Raw genomic sequence first — 22,129 nt, forward strand, 5'->3', positions numbered from 1 at the left:
AATCTTTAGCTTATAAAGAACCCTTTATGATTACGTATGAGTTGCACTTCTAAACCTTAAAGAAATTATAATTTTTCTGTTTGAAATATAAAGTTTGAACTGTATATTTCCTTAACTACTGAAGAAAGAATATCAATTCCTTTCTTTAACTCCTCATCTGCAGCAGTAAGACTTATGCGAATGCACTCCCGGTTGTGAGAAGAAGATTGGCTGCCGTGAAAGAATGAGCCGCCTGGCACTACAATCAAGTTTTCTGCTTTTAATTTATTGTATAGATCGCTATCACTGAAAGGCAAACCTTCTAACCAAAGCCAGCCAAATAACGAACCTTCCGCTTTGTGCAAATACCAAGGAATATCATCCGGCATACGTGTAGTTAAAAGTTTTTTTAAATAGTCATGTTTGTATTTATAATGAGTTCTTATATAGTTAGCTGAAATTCCGGCTAACTGCCCGCTCTTTAAGGTGTTAACCACCATCCTCTGACCTAGCCTAGAAGAATGAATCAAAATATTTGATTGAAATGCTTCCATTACTTTTATGAAGTCACTTTTTCCTATAGCAATTCCTATTCTCTCACCAGGCAATCCGGCTTTAGAAAGACTCATGCAGTGAATGATATTATCATGTATGATCGGATTCATTTCAATAAAATTAATAGCAGGAAAAGGCGGTGCGTAAGCTGAATCAATTAGCAATGGAATGTGATAGTCCTTGCACACTTGGGATATAAGCTGTACGGCTTCTTCGGAAAGGATGTTGCCGCTTGGGTTATTAGGTCTTGATAATACAATAGCTCCGATATCTGGGTCCTGAGCTATTTTATCTTTAAATGCCTGTTTGTTAAATTCATAGCGAAACGTATGACGATCAAGCTTTGAGAGGATAGGAGGAATTCCTTCTATTACACCTTCCTCAAGCGCGACTCCACTATACCCAGCGTAATCTGGCAGCATAGGTATTAATGCTTTTTTTACTCTTCCTTCTTTACTTGTACCGCAAAACGAATTTAAAGCTAAAAAAAAGAGATTTTGACTTCCCGACGTGATCAAGACTTGTTCTCTTTCCAGTTTAATACGATAATTCGTAAAGAAGTATTCTCTTATGCAATCAATTAATTCATGCGTACCGTAACTAGAACCATATTGGCTAATCAAATTTTTTAATTGTTTGTCGTTCACAATATTTCTTAAAGCTTCTTGCCACATTTCATAAACTTGAGGGAGGATAGCGGGGTTGCCAGCACTTAAATTCACATATTGATTGAGATTGGAATTCAGCACCTCTTGGATGTCATGCATGATAGCGCGAACGCCTACTTTATTAGTCATTTTGCTTCCTATTTTACTTAAATGCAAAGCAGTCACTAGTGCACCTTCTCCTTAAAGATTATGGTCATCGAATAGTAAGTATGGAACTTCAATCTTTTTATTTTGCTGATTAATAAAGTAATTGTCCGGAATAGTAAATTTATCATCGTTCTCACTAGGTAATAAGTATTTTCGAACATAATGTTCAGCTTCTTCTTTATAGTCAGAGTCACTTTGAATCGTTTCAAGTTCTTCAATTTCTTTTACTAAAAGATCCAGTTCTTTTAAGCATATGTCTAAATCTAAATAAGCATGGTCTCCTTTTCGGGATATTGAACGCCCATTTGCAACTAGCCAGCTAAAAAGAAAAAAACCTGTTCCAGAATCAAAGTTTCGAGGTGCATTATGCTGACTAGGGTATCTTAAAAGTCGTTCAAAGAGAACAAATTCCGTTATCTCTTCCCAAAAAGGATATTTTCTTTTATGAAGAGTCAGCACCGTCTGGCAATCTACTTTAACTTCTTCTAGTATGCCTGCAAAAAAATTCATTTTCGCCTGTATATGTTGGTCAAAAGGTTTATTTCCGCAGTGATGGTAATAATCATGCAGATATCCCCAGATTACCCTTGCCTGATAAGTGTCTTCTCTATTCATAGTATGAGATTTAAAGTTGAAATCAAGAAAGATAGAAGACGCTCTTTTTAATGTATCCTCATTGTATATGCTGTGAAATTTATTAAAGAAAAATATCGCGAAGTTTTGACTTGTTACCTTTTCTTTTGTTTTTACATTCTCAGGGAAAAATACAATACACTTCCCTTCCATAAATCCTTGAGTACCAGCCAACAGTTTTAAAGATTCACACCCATTTTTAGGATGAGGAAGGTCTGCTTCGATGGATTTCATGATTTCAGGTTCATCGCGCACAGCGATAAAGGCTTCTAAATAAAATCCTCTTTTTGTAGGGCCATTAGGCGTTACAATCGGTCCTAAAAAGAACGTCGCCTCCCCGTTTGCAGGCGAGCTATAAGCAATTAACGTTTGATCAAAATAAGGAGCTTGATCGAGTCCTCTTTCAATCCAATCACATACGTCATTTTTTAATGCATTCCACACTTCAGTTAAATTTAAAGAGTTATATATTGTTTTAGTTTCAGCAACTACTTTTAATAAGAGCTCTCTAGCTTTTTCGTAATTTCTTTTGACCTCTCCATTTGGGCCCTGATATTTTCTTATCTCATATAGAGAAGGTACTATTTTATCGTTTAATAACTCCACTAAACTTTGAGTATGATTTTTTGTTAACATGATTAAAACCCTCCTTTTTTAGAACAGCTACTTAGCAGAAATATTTTTAGATGATTTAAGAGTAGAATTATTTGTGTTTTTCTCTATTTGCTTTTTCAAGTTAATAAATATAACCCCTGCTATTACAAACGCTGTACCTATATAGACCTGTTTGTTTAATGTTTCACCTAAAAAGACAAATCCTACATATAAGGCGATAACCGGTGAAATAAATAAATGCGCCGTTGCTTTTGATATATGCCATTTTTTTAATAAATAAATATTAATAGAAAACCCCACGACCGACCCTATAATGGCCAAGTATAATAATGAGATAAGACTAATCCCGGAGAAAGTGCGGTTTCCATTTTCTACAAATAGACTAACAATCAGTAAACAAGCGCCTCCACTTAGCATCGAAAAAGAATTAAAGGTCATAATAGGCAAGGATTTTATGCGAGATTGAACTTGAACAGTTATAAAAGCAGAACCTAGCATAGCCATTAAAATGACGATCATGGCTACTATTTGAATCACATTTCCCTGTATAAACAGCTGATTTCCAAATACAACGCTCATACCAATTAAGCACATGACTACACCTAGCTTTTGTCCTTTTGTAGCTGGTGTTCCTTTAAATAAGCGATTAAATAAAAGAGCAAACACTGAAATGCTGGCAGCTAAAACGGAAACAAGCCCGCTTGGCAAATAGACGGATGCCCAATAAACAGAACCAAACGGTAGAGCAAAGTACAAAATTCCGTTTAATGCTGAAATGATTACTACTTCTTTTGAAACGGCCATTTTTTTTGTGAGTAAGAGGTAGAGGGCAATTATTAAACTAGCAATTAAAAACCTCATACCTGCTGACCATAGAGGCAAGCTATCCTTTAATCCAGTCTTTTGAAAAGCCCATGTCGTTCCCCCGATGACGGCTAATAGACAGAACAAAAGATGTACATGAATACGGGTTAATTTAGAAATCACTGTTTCACCTTATTTCTTTTTTAAAGTTAAGCCTATTTTCTTCCGTGGAGCGTAAAACACATCGGCACTTCTCCAAAATCTTTTAAAACTGTTAACCCCTGCTCGTTAGCGGCTTTACTCGTTGTAATACATGCGTCTACCTTTCCTTCTAAGCAATCAATCGCCGCTTGAGCATTACTATTTACTAACTGAACATTGGGACTGATGGAATGAGCTAAATCAACAGGGGCAGGATGTGAAGCAATTAACAGGTTATTGGTTGTTATCACCTCTTCTTTTGAGGCAAGCACCATGTTATACGTTGGCATAATAAAGCTATCTACTAGCTCTAAACTAGTTAAATTTTTGAACACAATATCATGTAAGTAAGGATATACTGCGCAGCCTAGAAGAGCAGAACTCTCTGTTTTTTTCACATGAACTAAAGCTTCTTCCAACGTTTGATGCAAAAAGACCTGACCTTGTATGCTTTGGCGTTCGAACCACAGATAGCCTGCTTTTTCACAATTTGTTCCTTCAGGCCCTAAGGTATGGATAATGCTAATTTTTTGAAGCTGCTTATTTTTCTTACTAGACGACTCTGCAACTATCATAGCCTTTGATACCCCCTATGCGTTTACTTTATTTTTATAAACGATTTTTACTTTGTTATCTAAATAGCTGTAATACTGCTCACAGTCGGAATAAGAGTCATGAGTGGTTAAAATAAATCCAGGGTACCCTGAAAAGTGCGGATATGGTAAAATGTCTGTCCCTTTAGTTATAAATTGAATAACTCTTTTTACTTCAGTATCTCTGCGCACGTCTTCTAAGCCTCGAATTTCTTTAAAAATCCCATGGCCTTGCACAGGGATAATGTAGTTGCCCACCACTTTCTTTCGTTTTCTTTCATTTTTTAATACAGGAGGTTTTAACCCTAATACATAGTAAAAAACTAGCTCCATATAGTTAATACCTGTACTTTCCTTTACGATATAATGAGAAATCCCAGATCCTCCAATGCGCGCTCCTATTTCAATTACATAAGGTTTTCCTGCTGGGTCCAGGCGTAATTCAATATGAGCCGGGCCATTCTCAATTCCTAAAGCATTTGTTGCTCTAGCTGCTTCTTGTGCAATAGATTGCCAAACGTTTTCTTCTAGCTGAGCTGGCGCTATATAAACACCTTCTTCAAAGAAAGGTCCTTTGGAATTTCCTTTATAACCTATAGAAAGTACATAAACTTCTCCTTCTACAGAAAACGTTTCAATAGCAAACTCTGGTCCGTCTATAAATTGTTCAATTACCATGCCCGTTTTATTTTTTGTGAATTTGCTTAGGTCTTCTTCATTTACGCGTCTCACTTTTTCTATGCTGTCAATCAGTTCCTTTTTATTATTCGCTCGTGATACACCTTGACTGGAAAATCCGTTAGAAGGTTTTACTACGACAGGATAAGGCAGTGAAAGATTCTTTAATTCCTCCGTATTTTCAACCTCTTTAAAATACGGAGTGTTAAGATCATTATCTTTTAAAACCTCTCTCATCTTCTGTTTGTTTCGACAGTTACTAATCACAAACGGTGATAAGCCCGGTAAGTTTAACTCTTCTGTCAGCTGAGATACAAACTCTAATGCAGGCTCATATAATGTCATAATGCCGTCAAAAGGATTTTTGTGATGCTCTGCTTTAATAATCTCAAGAGCTTTGTCTGGGGTGTGAAATAAATCAATGGGTATGAAATTTTGTACGTTTTTAATATGCTTAGGTTCTACTTCTTCTTGGTTATAAAAAAACGTCAATTTAATTCCGAGAGCTTCTGCTTCTTCAAAAATAAACGGTAAATATGTATTTTGTAACACAACTGCTAGATGCTTATTTTGTAACGGCATTTACTTCCCCCCTACTTTTAAACAGCTCTTCACTGTTCGATGACTAAATTCTAATGACCGCTTCATATATTTGTCAATTTAATTTTATATAACATTAGGAATATATAGAATATTTAATATATTAGTAAAAAGTAAAGAAAAGAATGGTTTATAGGGTTAATACTAAAGCGAAACTAAAAGCAGAAATTTTGCTATTTGATTATAAAGATATTGTTAAAAAAATTTAATGAGAATTTTTCTATAAAAAAGAAAGGTCGACATAGATTCAACCTTTCTTTTTTATATTTTTTATTAAAATAGATACTTATCATTTACAAAATAAGTTTTCTTTATCAGCTATTTCTTTAACGGTTTGAGGATCTAACTCAACACGCAAAAAAGATAGCGGTTCTTTCCATTCGCAAGTGCTTTCAGCTCCAGCAGGAATAAAGTTAATATCATTTTTAAAAGCTACTCCTCCATGAAAGCTGTCTGCTACTGTTTCTTGAATCACAACAGGCTTAGCGGTACGGTGAAGAAGGAGCAAATGTTTATCCAACGTTTCACGTGCTTGTTGAGGCTGCACGTTTTCTGCTTTTATAATTTGAACATTTTCTTGTTTTTGACTCAAGATGTCCTTTGAGTTAAACTTCACTTCTTTCATATTGCGCTCCTTTTTCATAGATATATCCATTTTTCACTTTCTTGTTTGAATTTATGTGAACCCTTTTTGTTTACTATAACGAAAGAGAAAATAAAAAGAAAAAGAAGTGAACTTATAATTCACTTCTTTTTTTGACGTAGCATTTATTTCATAGTCTGCAAATGATTATTAGTTTTTTGTTTTGCATCACGCTGAACGAAAAAAATAATGCAAAGCGCCAAAAGATATAAACATGCAAAAGCTGTTATGTACCAAAGTGCTGAGGTAATTCCGCTTACGTCCATAGTAAAGCCAATAAGTGCAGGAAAAATAGCTCCTCCAAGCCCTGAAAAACCAGTAATTAAACTTGTTACAATACGAGCAGATCCAGTAAACGTATGATTAGCATATACCATCGTTATCGAATAGATACCTGACATGGCAAGCCCTAAAAATCCTAATAAAATATAGCCTGCTACTGCTTCTTTTAACACAATAAACAGCACTAAACTCACAATTGTTCCTCCAATGCTGCCAAAAAGATAACGTTCATATGTAACGATTCGAATAATCCATCCAGTAGCCACTCGTCCTATTAGCATAGCCACCCAAAAAACGCTTATGCTCAAAGTAGCCTGTGACGGGATTACATCTAGATACGCGATAAAAATAGACGAAAGAAAATTATTCATACTGCTTTCTACTCCGGCGTACATAAAAATCATCACACTAAAAAGAGCAAGTATTTTCCATCTGTGTTTTTTAGCAAGCACAGGCGCAGGTTCTGAGTTGGCGTCTGAAGCATCACTTTCTGAAGTTAAAACAGTCTCTTTTTTAAAAGAAATCATTTTACAGACCACAACCATTAGTAAAGCTAGTACACTCGTTATAAAAAATGAAAACCTCCAGCTGTTCTGTGAAATCAATAAGCTAGCTACTAACGGCATCAACAGCGCACCTAGACCAAATGATACTTCTAAATAGCTCATAACAATAGCTCTTCTACCGATAAATACTTCCATCATTAAAGTAGCTACAACTACTTCCAATGCGGCTACACCAATACCGTTTAAAAAATTGAATGCAATAATCCACTCAAATGGAGGCAATAAAAGCATACCTATTTGTGATAGCGCTATCATTAGTGCGGAAACTGTAAGTAAATTCATTTCTCTAAAGCGTCCTAATAGAAAAGAAGATAGCGGAACTCCTATCAAAAATCCTAAAGAACCTAATAATACAAGCTGTCCGCCAACTGTATAGGACACATGATAATGTGTTAACAATTGCGGTAAGACGGACCCTACAGCTGTAATGACTAATCCGCCCAGCAAATAAAGCGCATATGAAGCTAGCGCAAACTTTTTCATCTTCCCACTCCCTTAAATGCTCTAAAACTTTCTTTCTGTACTTAATTATAAAGCTTTTCCTTTAGTTGTTAACTGAAATTTGAGAAAAAAACCATTCTTCCTATTCTACTTAATTTCCAGTCATTTATAAGATAAAACAAAAAGAAGAAGACAGATGTCTCCTTCTTTTTTGTTTTTCACTTTACAGTGACGCTTTTAAAATAGCTAAAATATCATCTTTATTTAGTTTTTTAAAGTTACCGAAACCTCCGTACGCCATTTCACGAGCAGCAATTCCAGCAATTTCGTCTAGTCTCTCTTCTCCGATATCGTAATCTGCTAAGCGAGAAGGTGCACCAAGGCTTGACCAAAAAGCGCTTAACTTATCGATTCCTTCTAATGCAATTTCTTTGTCGCTTTTACCTGCAGTTTCAATATCGAACATGCTTGTCATTACACGCTTCATACGAGTTACATCTTGATCTACAACGTGTCGCATCCAATTTGGGAATAGGATTGCTAAACCGCCTGCATGAGGAATGTCATATACCGCTGATACCGCGTGTTCAATTGTATGTGAAGCCCAATCGCCAAAGTAGCCCATTTGAAGTGTTCCGTTTAGCGCGATTGTTCCGGAATATAAAATCGTTTCGCGGTGCTCGTAGCTTTGCAGATCTTCTAGTAATTTTGGTGCTGTTTCAATTACTGTTTGTAATACAGAATAGCACATACGATCTTGTAAAGGCGTGTTTTTCACGTTATGGAAATATTGTTCAAACACATGACTCATCATGTCTACCATGCCGTAGATAGTTTGATCTCTAGGAACAGACATCGTGTTCACAGGATCTAATATAGAAAATACAGGATGCGTAACGGCGCTTCCCCAAACGTATTTTTCATTTGTTTCCCAATTCGTAATAACAGAATCAGGATTCATTTCAGAACCTGTTGCTGCCAATGTTAATACCGTTCCGAACGGCAGTGCTTTTGTAGCCGTTACTTTTTTGTTAATAATATCCCAGACGTCTCCTTCATACTCAGCTCCGGCAGCGATTGCTTTTGTGCAGTCAATAACGCTTCCTCCGCCGACTGCTAACATGAAGTCAATGTTTTCATTTCGGCAAATTTCAATTCCTTTTCGTACCGTAGATAGTCGAGGATTTGGCTCTACGCCCGCTAACTCATGTATATTTACGTTTAACTCTTTTAACAGCGTAAGAACTTGATCGTATAAACCGTTTTTCTTAATGCTTCCTCCGCCGTAAACAAGCAAAATATTTTTTCCGTATTTCGGGAGCTCTTCTGATAATGCTTGAAGCTGATCTTTTCCGAAGATTAATTTTGTGGGATTATGATAAATGAAATTTTCCATACTATCTGTATACCTCCTAGTTGAATATAAAGTGAGTTGTCGCATTACGCGAACAAGAATGTAAGTATAAATGTAAAACAAAAATTTTTCAAGAGTTAAGTTCTCATATCGCGTACTTTATTTTATTGAGTAATTAAAATGAAGAAAATGGCTTCTTAGATATAAAAAAGAGAGCAAGTAAATGCTCTCTTTAAAGTTCTTTATAAGCCATTTTTCTATACGTAACAAATCCTTCTTTTTCGTAAAAGCTTTCGGCAATCGTATTATCATTCCAATAATCTAACTCAATTGTATTGATGTCGTTTGTACGAGCAATGCTATAAATTTCTTTCATTAAACTTGAACCAAACCCTTTGTTTTTGTAGGGTTCTGGGATGTTTATTTGATGAACATAAATTGACTTGTAAGTCTTTTTAAACACTGTCTCTGAATACTGCTTTATTTCCAGCCAAGCGAATCCCACATGCTGACCTTCGTCTTCTCCTAAAAGAAAGATAGATCTATCGTCTTTCATCACTTTCTTAAAAAATTCATGTATCTTCTGAAAATCATATGTTTGAAAGCGCTCGGGGTATAATTCTACATGCAGTTGATGAACAGACTGATTAAGCTTGGCAATTTTACCAGTATCGAAAGTACGGCTAATCTTCAATTTTTTCTCTCCTATATATCTCGTATTTAGTAATGCTCGTTATGAATTTATTTCGTTTAATATAGCCGGTGCGTTTGAGGTAAATAACAGATAGTTTTTATTGGTCGTTTTTATAAAGATGCGGTCAGTCGTTCCGTACGGAGGGCCAATTCGAATGGCGTTTACTTCTTTGCCTCCGTACCTGTCATCTTCCGTTACTTCAAGAATGTCTTCTAACGGAATCGTAAAGTGTGAAAGCTGCCATTTTATAATGAGATTATCATTTATTTTTCGGACACTGATAGTTGGTGTAAACATTTTATACATCCCCTTTGGTTTCTATTTTCCCTTCCTTCTTCTAGCAAAAAACAAGTTCATTTCCCCTTAACTTTCTCCCTGTACAATGTGTTCTTTTATCCTTAAAATTGCTTCTTTCGGACAGCCTTGAAAATAACCTCCATGGTAACAAATAACATGCTCAATGTCGTAGTGTAAGAATTTTTCGAGTGATTGAACTGCTTGGTCCATATTTAAGGTCGTTTGTTTAACAGGTCCCATTAATCGTCCATTTGCCAACACTAAAGCATCTCCAGCAACCAGTGTTTTTGATTTTCTTAAATAAAAACTTACATGCCCAGGCGTATGTCCAGGGGTAAAAATCGGTTCAATGCCTTCACAGTATGGGAGCATTTGACTCCCTTTTAATACTATATCTACGTCAACTTTTGGAGGGTTTTTATAAAAAGATTTTATTTCATCAGGTATAGCTGCTAGTTCTTCGTTACTCATTCGACTCGCATTCGTTTTAATAAGCGGAAGTTTCCCTTCAATATACGGCTTATCAAATTCATGAGCATATACGATGATATTTTTATTTGATTTTTTTCGTATATCAGTCGCACATCCTATGTGATCTAGATCTTGATGCGTTAGAAGAATTACTTTTAGCTGTTCAATAGATATATTCAATTCACTCAAGGCCTCTTTCAGTTGATCGGTTTGCCCAGGCATTCCTGTATCAATTAGAATAGCTTCATCGTTATTCCAAACTAACGTAGGATTCAATATTATATTTTGGTCAAAAGCTCTGGCAGTCAACTGTAGCATTTCAACACCTGCAGAAATTCTCATTACAAACCCCTTTTCTTATTAAAGTACAAAGATTTTCAACCTCCATAATCGCTTAGCATGCAGTGGTATTCTTGAATTTTATCAATAAACAAAATAAAAACCAGACTGGAAAAAAATCACTTTTTATGCTATGATATCTATAAAATAAAGCTTATTATGATAGATTTTTATAAATAAAAAGGTGAACCTTGTTGTCCAAGGTTCACCTTTTTTACTTATCGTTAGCCGTATAGCTTTTTTATTTCTTATCGTCTCTTTGGATACATTCATGCAAAGGTACAACCTTGGTTTTCTTTGCTATTTTATATCCCCACCACGTCGCTAAAAAGAGAGGCAGACCGATGTATGAGACCGTCAAGCCGTACCAATCAATTTTGTCGGAAAGTACCGCTTGATAATTCTGTCCTAGAATAACAATGAGGCACATTCCAAATGCAAGAACAGGACCTAGAGGAAACCATTTTGCTTTATACGCCAGTTCATTTATATCCCGTCCTGAAGCAACATATGCTTTTCGGAAACGATAGTGGCTGATGGCAATACCAATCCACGCAATAAATCCGCTCATGCCTGAAGCGTTTAAAAGCCACATATACATTTGATCGCCAAAAATTGATGTTAAAAAGGCAAGACCGCCAATGATAGTGGTTAAAACAAGCGCGTTTACTGGAATTCCTCGACGATTAATTTTTCGAAGCGCTTTAGGCGCTTGCCCTTCATTTGCCATGGACCACAACATTCGCGTAGAAGCATATAAGCCAGAAGTTCCGGCTGATAAAACCGAGGTAAGAATAACAGCATTCATCACTGAAGCAGCTGCAGCAATTCCTGCTTTTTCAAAAACAAGCGTAAATGGACTAACAGCAATGTTATCCACATCTCCTCCTAGAAGAGATGGACTTGTGTAAGGAATGATGAGTCCAATTACAGCAATGGCTGCAATATAAAATAGAAGAATGCGCCAAAAGACTTGGCGAATGGCTTTTGGTATATTTTTTTGAGGGTTTTCACTTTCCCCCGCCGCAATGCCGACTAGCTCTGTACCTTGAAAAGAAAATCCCGCGATAAAGAAAATGCTTAGTACGGACAGAAATCCGCCGTTGACCGGCGCTTCTTCTAATGTAAAGTTTTTAAAACCGATATATTCACCGCCGAAAATGCCAAATATGGTCAGAAGGCCCACTCCGATAAACACAATGATGGTTACTACTTTTACGAGAGCAAACCAATATTCAGATTCTCCATAGCTTTTTACAGATAGGAAATTAAGTAAAAAAATTAAGCCTAAAAACAAAGCGCTCCAGATAATACTTGGCACATCAGGGAACCAAAACTTCATAATAATAGCAGAAGCAGCTATTTCTACAGCGAGCGTAACAGCCCAGTTAAACCAATAGTTCCAGCCGAGCGCAAAGCCAAGAGCTGGGTCTACATAATGACTGGCGTACGTTGAAAAAGAACCTGATACCGGCATAAACGTGGCCATTTCTCCAAGACTAGTCATGAGAAAGTAAACCATAATTCCAATGGCCCCGTAAGCAATCAGCGCTCCTCCAGGTCCAGCAGTTTGGATGGATGATCCGGTAGCTAGAAATAAGCCTGTTCCGATTGACCCTCCAATGGCAATCATGGTCATATGGCGTGCTTTTAAATGGCGTTTTATATGCTTATCGTCCTGCTTTTTTTCTTCTTCATTACGATTTATATCGACCGCTTCCATACTTATCCCACCTTTATAAATGAACTATGCGCACATGTTTAACGTAAAGCGTATAAGAATATCCATCTCCCACAAAAAGCAGGAGATGGACCCTTCATTGCTTACTTTGAAAAATCAAAGTAGTTTCGTTTTAATAGACGAGGCAGGCTCATAAGCTGTTCGTACGTTACACTTTTTTCTAAGGCAGAGGTGTTGATTAAAAACAGTTGATCTTCAATGTGTCCAACCGTTGCATCTGTTTGATACGTAATGCCGCATTCTGAACATGTAATGGAAGGCGTCTCTTTAATTTCTATAGCTTTTGTGCCGTCAGGAAGCTCCCAATAAACCGTTGCATCCGTCTCTTTCGCTTCATAGGATTCGCACCATTGACATTTCAATATTATTCCTCCTTCGCTCCCGCCGTTTCGTATTTTTTCATTTGCGTTTCAAATTTTTTCTCTTTTAATTGATCGCGCTTTTCACGCTTGTCTTTTAAAGAGCTATGCTCTGGATTTTGGTCATACGTTTTCCGGCGGTCAAGACGGTTTAGACCTTCCGGTGTTAAGTTGAACTTTGTATCATCAATAATCGAAAGAACACCGTTGCTTTCAAATTTTTCAAATACTTCAGGATATACTTTTTTATAAAATTCTTCTGCGCTTCCACTTTGGTAATTTTGCGGCTCCGGATACGATGTAATAACACCTTCAAAGTTTCGAAGCACCACTTTATTGGAGCTTTGAGAAATAATATAGTTTGGCTGCAGCGGAATTTTACCGCCTCCTCCAGGAGCATCCACGATAAACGTAGGAACTGCATAGCCGGACGTATGGCCGCGAAGTCCTTCCATAATTTCTAGCCCTTTACTGATCGGCGCACGGAAATGGCCGATTCCTTCTGATAAATCACATTGATAAATGTAATAAGGACGCACGCGAATTTTTACTAAATCATGCATAAGCTGCTTCATGATTGGCACGCTGTCGTTAATTCCGGCTAAAATAACCGCTTGGTTTCCAACTGGAACTCCTGCGTTCGAAAGCATTTCACAAGCACGCTTTGATTCTTCTGTAATTTCAATTGATGTGTTAAAATGCGTATTTAGCCAAACCGGATGATATTTCTTTAAGATATTGCACAGGTTTTCTGTAATGCGCTGCGGGAACACCACCGGTGCTCTTGTACCGATACGAATAATTTCTACGTGCGGAATATCGCGCAAATTTTTCAAAATATATTCTAAAATATTGTCATTGATTAATAGGCCGTCTCCTCCGGAAATTAATACATCACGGATTTGAGGGTTGGCTGCAATGTAATTAATAGCTGTATCCAGCTGTTTTTTTGGAACGCCCATGCCAATTTGTCCTGAAAAACGTCTTCTTGTACAGTAGCGGCAGTACATAGAGCATTGATTTGTAACTAAAAACAGTACGCGGTCGGGATAACGGTGCGTTAAACCAGGAACCGGTGAATCTTCATCTTCGTGAAGCGGATCTTCTAAATCATACCTTGTTTTATGCAGTTCTTCTGAAATAGGAACGGACTGCATTCTGATTGGACATTTCGGATCGTTCTCATCCATTAACCATGCGTAATAAGGAGTGATATTTAACGGAATCGTTTTGGTTGCAATTTTAACGCCTTCTTCTTCTTGAGGTGTTAAATTGATCACTTTCTTTAAATCTTCCAATGTTTTAATCGTGTTTGTCAGCTGCCATACCCAGTCGTTCCACTGCTCGTCCGTTACATCTTTCCAAAGCTCGATTTCTTTCCAGTGTCTGCTTGCTTTATATAATGTATTTTTCATTTTATATTCCCTCCAAAGTTCATTTTTTGAATAGATGTTCTACTAAGAAATTGACCGCACCATATAATAGCGATCTTCTCCTTCGCCAAACTCTCCTGCTCGCGTTTCTTTAATGGTAAAGCCCATTTTTTTATACAGCTTCACAGCCCCTTCATTTTTTACATTTACAGTCAAACAAACGCTTTCGAAATTATCTTTTTGTAGAACCGAAAATATTTCTTCTAAAAACAGCTGTCCAATTCCGCTTCCTTGTTTATCAGAGCGGACGTAGAAACCAAAGATATAAGCTTTTGTGATATCTTTGTAATCTCGAAGCAGCTCGCAAATGGCAATTGGCCTTGCGTCATTTTCCTGGAAATATTGAATAAGCTTGCCGTAGCGGGCTAAAGGTACAAGCGTCTGTTCATCAACGGCTCCCATGCCCGGAAACGCATCTTTTTCCAGTTCAATCATCATCTTTTGCTGTTCAGGATTTAACGATTCTGGCACTTCGATATAGTACTGCTCTTTTAATGCATCCATTTTTCTTTCCTCCTTTTTTCACTTTCATATTTGACATCTTGCAGCGGCCAAATTGGTTTTGAAATGTGCTGATAATTAAAGGTCGTTAAGCGATTTGATGCTACGCCCGGAGCATCCACATAGATGATAGATCCTACAAGCGGTTCAAAAGCGGCTCTGAAATGATTTTTAGCTTTTAAACCAATGATTTTTTTCGTCGCTGGCTCGATACCGATATGGCGAAAAAGTTCAGGATCGTTTGCTGATACCGGCCTTCCAATCAACAAAATATCCAATTCTCCTACTCGAATATGAACTGCACCTTTTACATTTACTTTCAAATGCTGATTAAACGGTCCCGAATTGTAAAATTCACCTTCTGATAAGCCAATGACCTTTGCTTCAACTTCAACGGGCTTTCCGAACTCAGGAGAAACTTTTCCTCCTAAGGAAAGAGAGACGTAATTCCCAACTCCTGCTTGCACGCATTGTTTAATAGATTCAGGGTCATAAAGACCTCCAAATAGTGTCCCCGGCATATCTAGCTTCAGCATGTATTCCAAAAGCTCTGTTGTATCGCCGCTTCCGCAGCTTAAAGGATTGTCCGCTATATCAGCGAGCACAATTGGCTGTTCGTTTGATCGTTTTAACGCTGTTTGCAGACCTTCTTCAACGGTAGGCAAATCCATGATAAAATCTTCTTTTATACTCCAAAACTGAGAAGCTAGTCTCTTTGCTGTTTTTTCTGCCGTTTCAGGATTCAAAGCTGTTACGAGCACGCTTGCTCCGGCAATTGGAATATCAGAATACGGAAAGCCCCCAAAAATGGAAACATTGTATACGTCTGCTTCTTGCTCGGCTTGCTTAGCAAGATCAATCATTTTTTTCATCGGCCCTTCTGCGGTTCGCATATTAATCGACGGCAAAAGCATAGGCAATTTTTTTAAAGATGCATAATAGATAGCGCTTTCTTTTACTTGTGTTAAAAGCGCTCGCGCAGCGTTCACTCCTTGTTCGTACATATCAACATGAGGATATGTTTTAAAACCAAAATGAAGCGGCGTGTACGTAAGCATATCTTCACTGATATTTGCGTGCATATCGAGCGTAGTAGCAATGGGAACGTTGCTTCCTATGCAGCTTCTTATCTGACTTAACAAATGAGCTTCAGGATCGAAAAGATGCTCTACTACCATTGCGCCGTGCAAAGCGATTAACAAACCATCTAGCGGCCCCGCATGAGTAAGTGAGTGCAACATTTGCTTTTCAATTATGTGATAAGCTTCAGAAGATACAATCCCAGATGGAACCGCAGCTGCACAAACAAGGGGAACGATTTCTACCTGCTTCTCTTGCTTTAATACATCTAAAAATCCCCCTACTTCTGTTTTGGTTCCTGAGTATGCTTTATATATTTCCGTTCCAACAAAATAGCCTTCTTGTACAAAGTGTTCTATTTCTGTTTTTAATGGACTAAAGCTGTGAGATTCATGATAAAAAAAGGCAATGCCAATGCGATATGAAGACATGTGCTCCTCCTTTTCGCTAAGGTGCGAGATTAATAGTTGGTGTAGACAGACTTCCATTCTGTCATCACATCAAATGCATGATGAGAAACTTCCCTGTGACCATTTCCAGACATTTTCATTCCTCCGAACGCTACCCCCATTTCAGCATTAGATGTTCCGTTATTGATATAGACTAATCCGCTAACAGCGTCTTTTGCCGCTCGGCTTGCATAGTGCAAGCTGCTTGTATAAATGGAAGTGGAAAGTCCATACATCGTTCCATTGTTGACGCTCATTGCTTCTTCATAGCCATCTACTTCAATAAAAGCAAGCACGGGGCCAAAAATCTCCTCTTGAGCAATTGTGTGGTTCGAACTGACGTTATCAATAATTGTAGGCATGTAATAACAAGTCCCTAACTCTTCTGATAAAACACGACCTCCAAGCGCAATATTTCCGCCTTCTTCCACCGCTTTTTGCACGTAATTTTCTACTAAACGGCACTGCTGTTCATTTACAAGCGGACCTATTACAACCCCTTCATCAAGACCATTTCCAATTTTCATTTCTTTTGTAAGAGCTATTACTTTTTTCAAAAGCTCTTCTTTTACTGAACGCTCCACAATCACTCTGCTAGCTGCGGTACAGCGCTGCCCCGTGGTCGTAAATGCTGATTTAACAATTCCTTCTGCTGCTTTATCCAAATCGGCATCCTTTAACACAATAACAGCGTTTTTTCCTCCTAGCTCTAAAGAAATTCGTTTTAAGGTTTTGCTGCTCATTTCTGCTAACTGCTGACCAACTTCCGTAGAACCTGTAAATGAGATGATTTTCACTTCAGAGTGCGTAGCAAGCTTTTGTCCAACGATTCTACCCGATCCTGTAAGCAAGTTAATTGTTCCTTTTGGAAGCCCCGCAGCGTGCAATACTTCCATAAAAATCTTCGCTGAAAGCGCCACTTCTGAAGCCGGCTTCCAGACAACGGTATTGCCAGCGATTAAAGCGGCAAACATTTTATAAGAAGCGAGAGAAACAGGAAAGTTCCAAGGTGTAATACATGCCACAACTCCAAGCGGTTCGCGAACCATTTTTATATCTCGGTCAGGAAAGCCAGCGGGCACTATTTCGCCAAACAAACGTCTTCCTTCTCCTGCCATATACTGAGCTGTTGCAATGACGACACCAACTTCCCCTATAGATTCTGTCAGCGGTTTTCCCATCTCTTTTGTCATCACTTGAGCGAGCTCTTCTTTTCTGTCTTCAAAAAGCTCAGCTGCTTTTGTTAAAAATGCTGCACGTTCAGGAATAGATGTATTTTTCCAGTGGCTGTAGGCTGTACTAGCCGCTTTTACTGCATCATCAACTTGACTAGCCGTAGCGGCTGCGCACGTTCCAACGAGCTCTTGTGTTGCAGGGTTTATACTTTCAAAATAGGTTTGCTCCTCTTCACTTACCCACTCGCCGTTAATATATAAATTTCCTTGTAACAGTTCGGTTTTAGTCTGACTCATATTGTTACCCTCCTTTTCATTTAAAAAGCTAGTTAATTGAAACTGCTTCTGTGATGGCTTCTTCTAGTAAAGACAGCCCTTGATCCAGCACGTCTTTATCAATATTTAGCGGCAGCATTAAACGAATGGTTTGCCCTTTGACTCCACAGTTCATAATTAGCAGTCTTTTTTCCAGCGCTTTTGATTTAATAACAGGGACATAAGCAGCTGCTGTTTCAACATAAAATTCAATACCAATCATCATACCAATTCCTCTAACCTCTTTAATAGCTGGTAAATGTCCGATAGAATGCTGAAGGCGTTTAACAATATCAGCGCCTACTTTTTCACTGCGCTCTACAAGCTTTTCTTCTTCAATTATTGAAATATTAGCTAAAGCCGCTGCGCACGATACTGGATTTCCGCCAAAAGTAGAACCATGTCCAGCTGTTGGCCATTTCTCATGCAGTTCTCGGCTTGCTACAATGGCTCCTAAAGGCATACCGCCGGAAAGAGCTTTTGCTAAAACTAAAATATCTGGTGTGACTCCAGCATGTTCTGCGGCAAACATTTTTCCAGTGCGCCCAAATCCCGTTTGCACTTCATCAAAAACAAGCAGAATGCCATAATCATTCGCTATGTCTCTTAGTGCGCGTAAAAAGCTAGAAGGAGCAGGGTAATAGCCTCCTTCGCCCATGACTGGCTCAATTACAATCGCTGCTACGCGTGAAGGATCCACTCGCAGTTCAAACAGCTTTTGCAGTTGATTTAAGCAATATGCTTCTGCATCTTCCTCGTCAACATTAGGAAGCTGACTTGGATACGGATAAGGAACGTGATACACTTCTCCTAAAATCGGCTCGTAGTAGCTGCGATATTTTGAGCTTGAAGCCGTAATAGCTGTAGCTCCTAGTGTACGGCCGTGAAAAGAACCTTCAAAAGCAATGATCGCTGGTCTGCCAGTGGCCGCTTTTGCTAATTTGAGCGCACCATCAATGGCTTCTGCGCCTGAATTTGAAAAAAACACGGTGTCTAAGTTTCCAGGCGTAATGTGCGCAAGTTTTTCTGCCAAATTCACTGCTGTTTCGTAATAGCCGTAGTTTAAGCCTAGGTGAAGCAGCTGATCTGCTTGTTTTTTTATCGCTTCTACCATCTTTTCATGCGTATGACCCACTGCATTGACAGCTACTCCTGATACAAAATCAATATATTCATTGCCATCGGCTGTCCAAAATTTCGCACCGTGCGCTTTTTCAATAACAAGCTCTGTTACTCTTGTCATCACCGGTGATAAATGTTTTTTTCCTTTGATTTGAAGCTCTTCTGTTTTATTTTGCACTTTCATATGACTCATCCTTTCTTATGTGCTGATAAAAAATAGAAAACGCATGATCTAGCAATCTCACTATTTCATCAACTTCTGATTTCGTTATATTTAAAGGAGGACTGATAATGATATGTTCTCCTTTATGTCCGTCTATAGATCCGGATCCTGGATAAAAGACGCCTCCAAGCTCCATACAAATTTCATTGAGCTTTTCGCTGGCTGCTTCACGTGGCTCGAAAAATATCTGTTGATTGGCGTCTTTCATTAGTTCTAATCCAATTAAAAGTCCGCGGCCGCGAATATCTGAAATATAAGGATGCTTGCGCTGCAGCGCTACTAAACATTCCATTAAATACGCGCCTTGAGTTTCAACGTTTTGAAGGATATTCATTTCTTCATACATATCCAAAGCAGCAAGGCCTGCCGCTATTGAAACAGGATGTCCACTGTACGTATAGCCATGAAGAAATTTCCCGCTGCTATTTTCTAACAGACCTTGAATCAGACGGTCATGGACAATCATTCCTCCTAAAGGAGCGTACCCAGCTGAAACTCCTTTACCAAACGTTAGGATATCCGGTTCGATTCCGAATTGTTCCACTGCAAAATCAGTTCCCGTTCTCCCGAAGCCTGTCATCACTTCATCAACAATCAAAAGAATGTCATAGCGGCTGCAAAGCTCACGTACTTTTTTGAAATAGTCAAGCGGAGGTACAACAGCTCCTTGCTGACTTCCTACGATGGGCTCTGCGATAAAAGCTGAAATATTTTCTGGACCAAGCTCTAAAATGGTGCGTTCAATATCGGTGATACAGCTCCAGTTTTGATTTGCCATGCAGTCTTCTTGATTGCGATTATACGGACAGCGATGACAGTACGGCGAATAGACGTGCGCAAAATGTAAAAGGTTGGGTGTATAAGGATATCGTCTTTTTACATCTCCTCCAGCTGATAGTGCCCCTATCGTGTTTCCGTGGTAAGACTGCCACCTTCCGATTACGATGTGTTTTTGCATCTTTCCGGCATCTCTGTGATATTGCCTTGCTAATTTTAATGCACTTTCATTTGCTTCTGATCCTCCTGATGTAAAATAGACTTTGTTTAAATGAAGCGGCGCCATTTTACCAATTTTTTCTGCAAGTTTATGCAAAACATTCGTTTCAAAACGTAATGTATGAACAAACGCCGCTTTTTTTGCCTGCTCCGCCATCGCCTCGGCTATTTGCGCAATGCCGTGCCCTAAGTTTGCCGCCACGGCGCCGGAGCAGCCGTCTACATACTTTTTTCCTTGTTCATCTATTAAGTAGCTTCCTTCACCATGCGTAATCATTGGATACTTTTTTGTTAAATCTCTATGAAAAACATAATCTCTTTTTATTTCGTCCATCTTTCCACCACCATCGCCATTCCTAATCCTCCTGCAACGCAAATAGTAGCCAGGCCGTATCGTCTTTTTTGCTTGTGGAGTTCATGACACAGAGTTGTTATAATTCTTGCCCCGGAGCAGCCTAAAGGGTGTCCAAGCGCAATCGCTCCTCCGTTTACATTCACTTTTTCTGATGTGATGTCCCATTCTCTTAAGCAAGCAATACTTTGAGCGGCAAATGCTTCGTTTAATTCAATCAAGTCCATATCAGCTAAGCTTAAACCGACTTTATTTAAAGCAATTTGCGAAGCAGAAACGGGGCCAATTCCCATTTCCTTTGGAGAGACGCCCGCTGCGGCAAACGACACAATCTTTGCCATAGGCGTTAATCCAAGCTGCTCAGCTTTTTCTTCCGACATCAACAGCATCATTGAAGCGCCATCGTTTCTGCCGGATGAATTGCCGGCTGTCACCGTTCCATTCTTTTGAAAAACAGGCTTAAGCGCACCAAGCTTTTCTTTGCTAGTAAGACGAGGAAATTCATCTGTTGCAAAATGCCTCATACCTTTTTTTCCTTCTTTTACAGGTACCGGGATAATTTCTTCTTCAAACAAATCCAGTTCTATAGCCCGCCTAGCTTTTTCCTGACTATAAAAAGCAAACTCATCTTGTTCCGTGCGGCTAATACTATATTTTTCAGCGAGCCACTCGGCCGTCTGTCCCATCGTAAACGTTCCGTATAACGTTTCAGGCTGTGATTTTGGCTGACTTTCTGTATTAGAGTCATAGAGTGTTAAATCACCAACGTGAAAACCAAAACGAGTGCCTACCGTATAGTGCGGTGCTTGAGACATGCTTTCAACTCCTCCGGCTAATACCACTTCGGCTTGACCTGATAAAATGGACATAGCTCCATTCATTACAGCCTGCATGCCTGAACCGCACTGGCGGTGCACGGTATAAGCTGGAATACGTTCAGAGAATTGAGCTTTCAGCCCGGCTACTCTCGCTATATTAGGAGCATGAGCGCTTTGTTTCGTCTGTCCGACAATGATTTCATCAACAATCTCTGAAGTATATCCCGCTGAAGACAAATTGTTTTTCATCACAAGAGAGACTAGTTCTTCTGGAAGCGTATCTGCAAGCGAACCGCCAAACTTTCCAATAGGGGTTCGAAATGCATTTACAATCACTGCCATTATGCTGTCACCTCATTGTTTTTATTAAATAATTTAGAAACGCGAAAAGAAGCCTGCGTTTTTTGTTGTACTGTCTCTAAAGAAACACCGGGAGCTGTTTCAAGAAGTTCAAGACCATGGTTCGTTACCGAAAAGACAGCTAATTCTGTAATAATCATATCGACTCGTCGCTCTGAAGTAAGAGGATAAGTTAACTCCTCAACTAGCTTTGACTCTCCTTGGCTGTTCGTATGAAGAGTCGTAACAATAACTTTTTTTGAGCCTTCTAATAAATCCATTGCTCCTCCTACGCCAAGAACACTTTTCCCAGGAACAGCCCAGTTCGCAATTCGGCCTGCTTCATCTACTTGAAGCACTCCAAGAATCGATACATTCACATGGCCTCCCCGTATCATGGCAAAGGAATCAGCGCTGTTAAAAAATGAGGCACCTTCCAAAACCGTGACGGGCAGCTTTCCAGCATTCACAAGTTCTGGATCTATATAATCTTCTTCAGGAGTAGGGCCAACGCCGAGAATCCCGTTTTCTGAATGTAAAAACACATGAACATCGGGTGAGATATAATTAGCAACTAAAGTAGGAATGCCTATTCCTAGGTTCACTACATCTCCGTGACAAAGCTCTTTTGCAGCACGCGCGGCAATATATTGTTTGACGTTCATC

Annotated in this window: 21 protein-coding genes; all 21 read right to left on the bottom strand. The window is 38.8% G+C overall.

Annotated elements, in window-relative coordinates; translation table 11 throughout:
* Nucleotides 1-65: 65 nt before the first annotated feature.
* Nucleotides 66-1,367 carry a valine--pyruvate transaminase gene (locus tag AC1DEF_RS07970; RefSeq protein ID WP_097823392.1) on the bottom strand — a complete coding sequence of 434 codons (1,302 nt, stop codon included), beginning with the start codon at nucleotides 1,365-1,367 and terminating at the stop codon, nucleotides 66-68.
* A gap of 15 nt (nucleotides 1,368-1,382) precedes the next feature.
* Nucleotides 1,383-2,618 carry a DUF6421 family protein gene (locus tag AC1DEF_RS07975; RefSeq protein ID WP_097823393.1) on the bottom strand — a complete coding sequence of 412 codons (1,236 nt, stop codon included), beginning with the start codon at nucleotides 2,616-2,618 and terminating at the stop codon, nucleotides 1,383-1,385.
* A 27-nt stretch (nucleotides 2,619-2,645) separates the two neighbouring features.
* Nucleotides 2,646-3,584 carry a DMT family transporter gene (locus AC1DEF_RS07980; protein ID WP_016764143.1) on the bottom strand — a complete coding sequence of 313 codons (939 nt, stop codon included), beginning with the start codon at nucleotides 3,582-3,584 and terminating at the stop codon, nucleotides 2,646-2,648.
* Between the two features lie 32 nt (nucleotides 3,585-3,616).
* Nucleotides 3,617-4,177 carry a type 2 periplasmic-binding domain-containing protein gene (locus AC1DEF_RS07985; RefSeq protein WP_097823395.1) on the bottom strand — a complete coding sequence of 187 codons (561 nt, stop codon included), beginning with the start codon at nucleotides 4,175-4,177 and terminating at the stop codon, nucleotides 3,617-3,619.
* 15 nt (nucleotides 4,178-4,192) lie between these two features.
* The gene (locus AC1DEF_RS07990) at nucleotides 4,193-5,455 is read right to left on the bottom strand and encodes an ATP-grasp domain-containing protein (protein ID WP_318331311.1); all 1,263 of its coding nucleotides are present in this window, start codon (nucleotides 5,453-5,455) and stop codon (nucleotides 4,193-4,195) included.
* Nucleotides 5,456-5,762: 307 nt separating this feature from the next.
* On the bottom strand, nucleotides 5,763-6,098 hold the full coding sequence (locus AC1DEF_RS07995; protein ID WP_097823397.1) for a hypothetical protein: 336 nt from the start codon (nucleotides 6,096-6,098) through the stop codon (nucleotides 5,763-5,765).
* Between the two features lie 143 nt (nucleotides 6,099-6,241).
* Nucleotides 6,242-7,447, bottom strand: a complete 1,206-nt coding sequence (locus AC1DEF_RS08000) for an MFS transporter (RefSeq protein WP_097823398.1) — start codon at nucleotides 7,445-7,447, stop codon at nucleotides 6,242-6,244.
* A 181-nt stretch (nucleotides 7,448-7,628) separates the two neighbouring features.
* Nucleotides 7,629-8,801 (bottom strand): iron-containing alcohol dehydrogenase, encoded by a 1,173-nt coding sequence (locus AC1DEF_RS08005; RefSeq protein ID WP_097823399.1) that lies wholly within the window; start codon nucleotides 8,799-8,801, stop codon nucleotides 7,629-7,631.
* 190 nt (nucleotides 8,802-8,991) lie between these two features.
* Complete coding sequence (locus tag AC1DEF_RS08010) at nucleotides 8,992-9,453, bottom strand: GNAT family N-acetyltransferase (protein ID WP_043982503.1); 462 nt, start codon at nucleotides 9,451-9,453, stop codon at nucleotides 8,992-8,994.
* Between the two features lie 39 nt (nucleotides 9,454-9,492).
* Complete coding sequence (locus AC1DEF_RS08015; protein WP_097823400.1) at nucleotides 9,493-9,750, bottom strand: SunI/YnzG family protein; 258 nt, start codon at nucleotides 9,748-9,750, stop codon at nucleotides 9,493-9,495.
* Nucleotides 9,751-9,816: 66 nt separating this feature from the next.
* On the bottom strand, nucleotides 9,817-10,563 hold the full coding sequence (locus tag AC1DEF_RS08020) for an MBL fold metallo-hydrolase (protein ID WP_097823401.1): 747 nt from the start codon (nucleotides 10,561-10,563) through the stop codon (nucleotides 9,817-9,819).
* Nucleotides 10,564-10,801: 238 nt separating this feature from the next.
* On the bottom strand, nucleotides 10,802-12,283 hold the full coding sequence (locus AC1DEF_RS08025) for an amino acid permease (protein ID WP_097823402.1): 1,482 nt from the start codon (nucleotides 12,281-12,283) through the stop codon (nucleotides 10,802-10,804).
* Nucleotides 12,284-12,384: 101 nt separating this feature from the next.
* Nucleotides 12,385-12,663, bottom strand: coding sequence for a YokU family protein (locus tag AC1DEF_RS08030; RefSeq protein WP_016764133.1), 279 nt, complete (start codon nucleotides 12,661-12,663; stop codon nucleotides 12,385-12,387).
* A gap of 2 nt (nucleotides 12,664-12,665) precedes the next feature.
* The gene (kamA, locus tag AC1DEF_RS08035; protein ID WP_028408513.1) at nucleotides 12,666-14,075 is read right to left on the bottom strand and encodes a lysine 2,3-aminomutase; all 1,410 of its coding nucleotides are present in this window, start codon (nucleotides 14,073-14,075) and stop codon (nucleotides 12,666-12,668) included.
* Between the two features lie 42 nt (nucleotides 14,076-14,117).
* The gene (locus AC1DEF_RS08040) at nucleotides 14,118-14,597 is read right to left on the bottom strand and encodes a GNAT family N-acetyltransferase (protein ID WP_097823403.1); all 480 of its coding nucleotides are present in this window, start codon (nucleotides 14,595-14,597) and stop codon (nucleotides 14,118-14,120) included.
* On the bottom strand, nucleotides 14,585-16,105 hold the full coding sequence (locus AC1DEF_RS08045; protein WP_097823404.1) for a M81 family metallopeptidase: 1,521 nt from the start codon (nucleotides 16,103-16,105) through the stop codon (nucleotides 14,585-14,587). The genes AC1DEF_RS08040 and AC1DEF_RS08045 overlap by 13 nt, the downstream gene beginning before the upstream one ends.
* Nucleotides 16,106-16,134: 29 nt before the next feature.
* Nucleotides 16,135-17,595, bottom strand: coding sequence for an aldehyde dehydrogenase family protein (locus AC1DEF_RS08050; RefSeq protein ID WP_097823405.1), 1,461 nt, complete (start codon nucleotides 17,593-17,595; stop codon nucleotides 16,135-16,137).
* A 28-nt stretch (nucleotides 17,596-17,623) separates the two neighbouring features.
* Nucleotides 17,624-18,919 carry an aminotransferase class III-fold pyridoxal phosphate-dependent enzyme gene (locus AC1DEF_RS08055; RefSeq protein ID WP_097823406.1) on the bottom strand — a complete coding sequence of 432 codons (1,296 nt, stop codon included), beginning with the start codon at nucleotides 18,917-18,919 and terminating at the stop codon, nucleotides 17,624-17,626.
* Nucleotides 18,903-20,288, bottom strand: a complete 1,386-nt coding sequence (locus AC1DEF_RS08060; protein ID WP_097823407.1) for an aminotransferase family protein — start codon at nucleotides 20,286-20,288, stop codon at nucleotides 18,903-18,905. The genes AC1DEF_RS08055 and AC1DEF_RS08060 overlap by 17 nt, the downstream gene beginning before the upstream one ends.
* Nucleotides 20,276-21,466 (bottom strand): thiolase family protein, encoded by a 1,191-nt coding sequence (locus AC1DEF_RS08065; protein WP_097823408.1) that lies wholly within the window; start codon nucleotides 21,464-21,466, stop codon nucleotides 20,276-20,278. Before AC1DEF_RS08065 ends, AC1DEF_RS08060 begins: the two co-directional genes overlap by 13 nt.
* Nucleotides 21,466-22,128, bottom strand: a complete 663-nt coding sequence (locus AC1DEF_RS08070; RefSeq protein WP_097823409.1) for a 3-oxoacid CoA-transferase subunit B — start codon at nucleotides 22,126-22,128, stop codon at nucleotides 21,466-21,468. The genes AC1DEF_RS08065 and AC1DEF_RS08070 overlap by 1 nt, the downstream gene beginning before the upstream one ends.
* Nucleotide 22,129 lies beyond the last annotated feature (1 nt).

This window comes from Priestia sp. 10L35 (assembly GCF_056395685.1).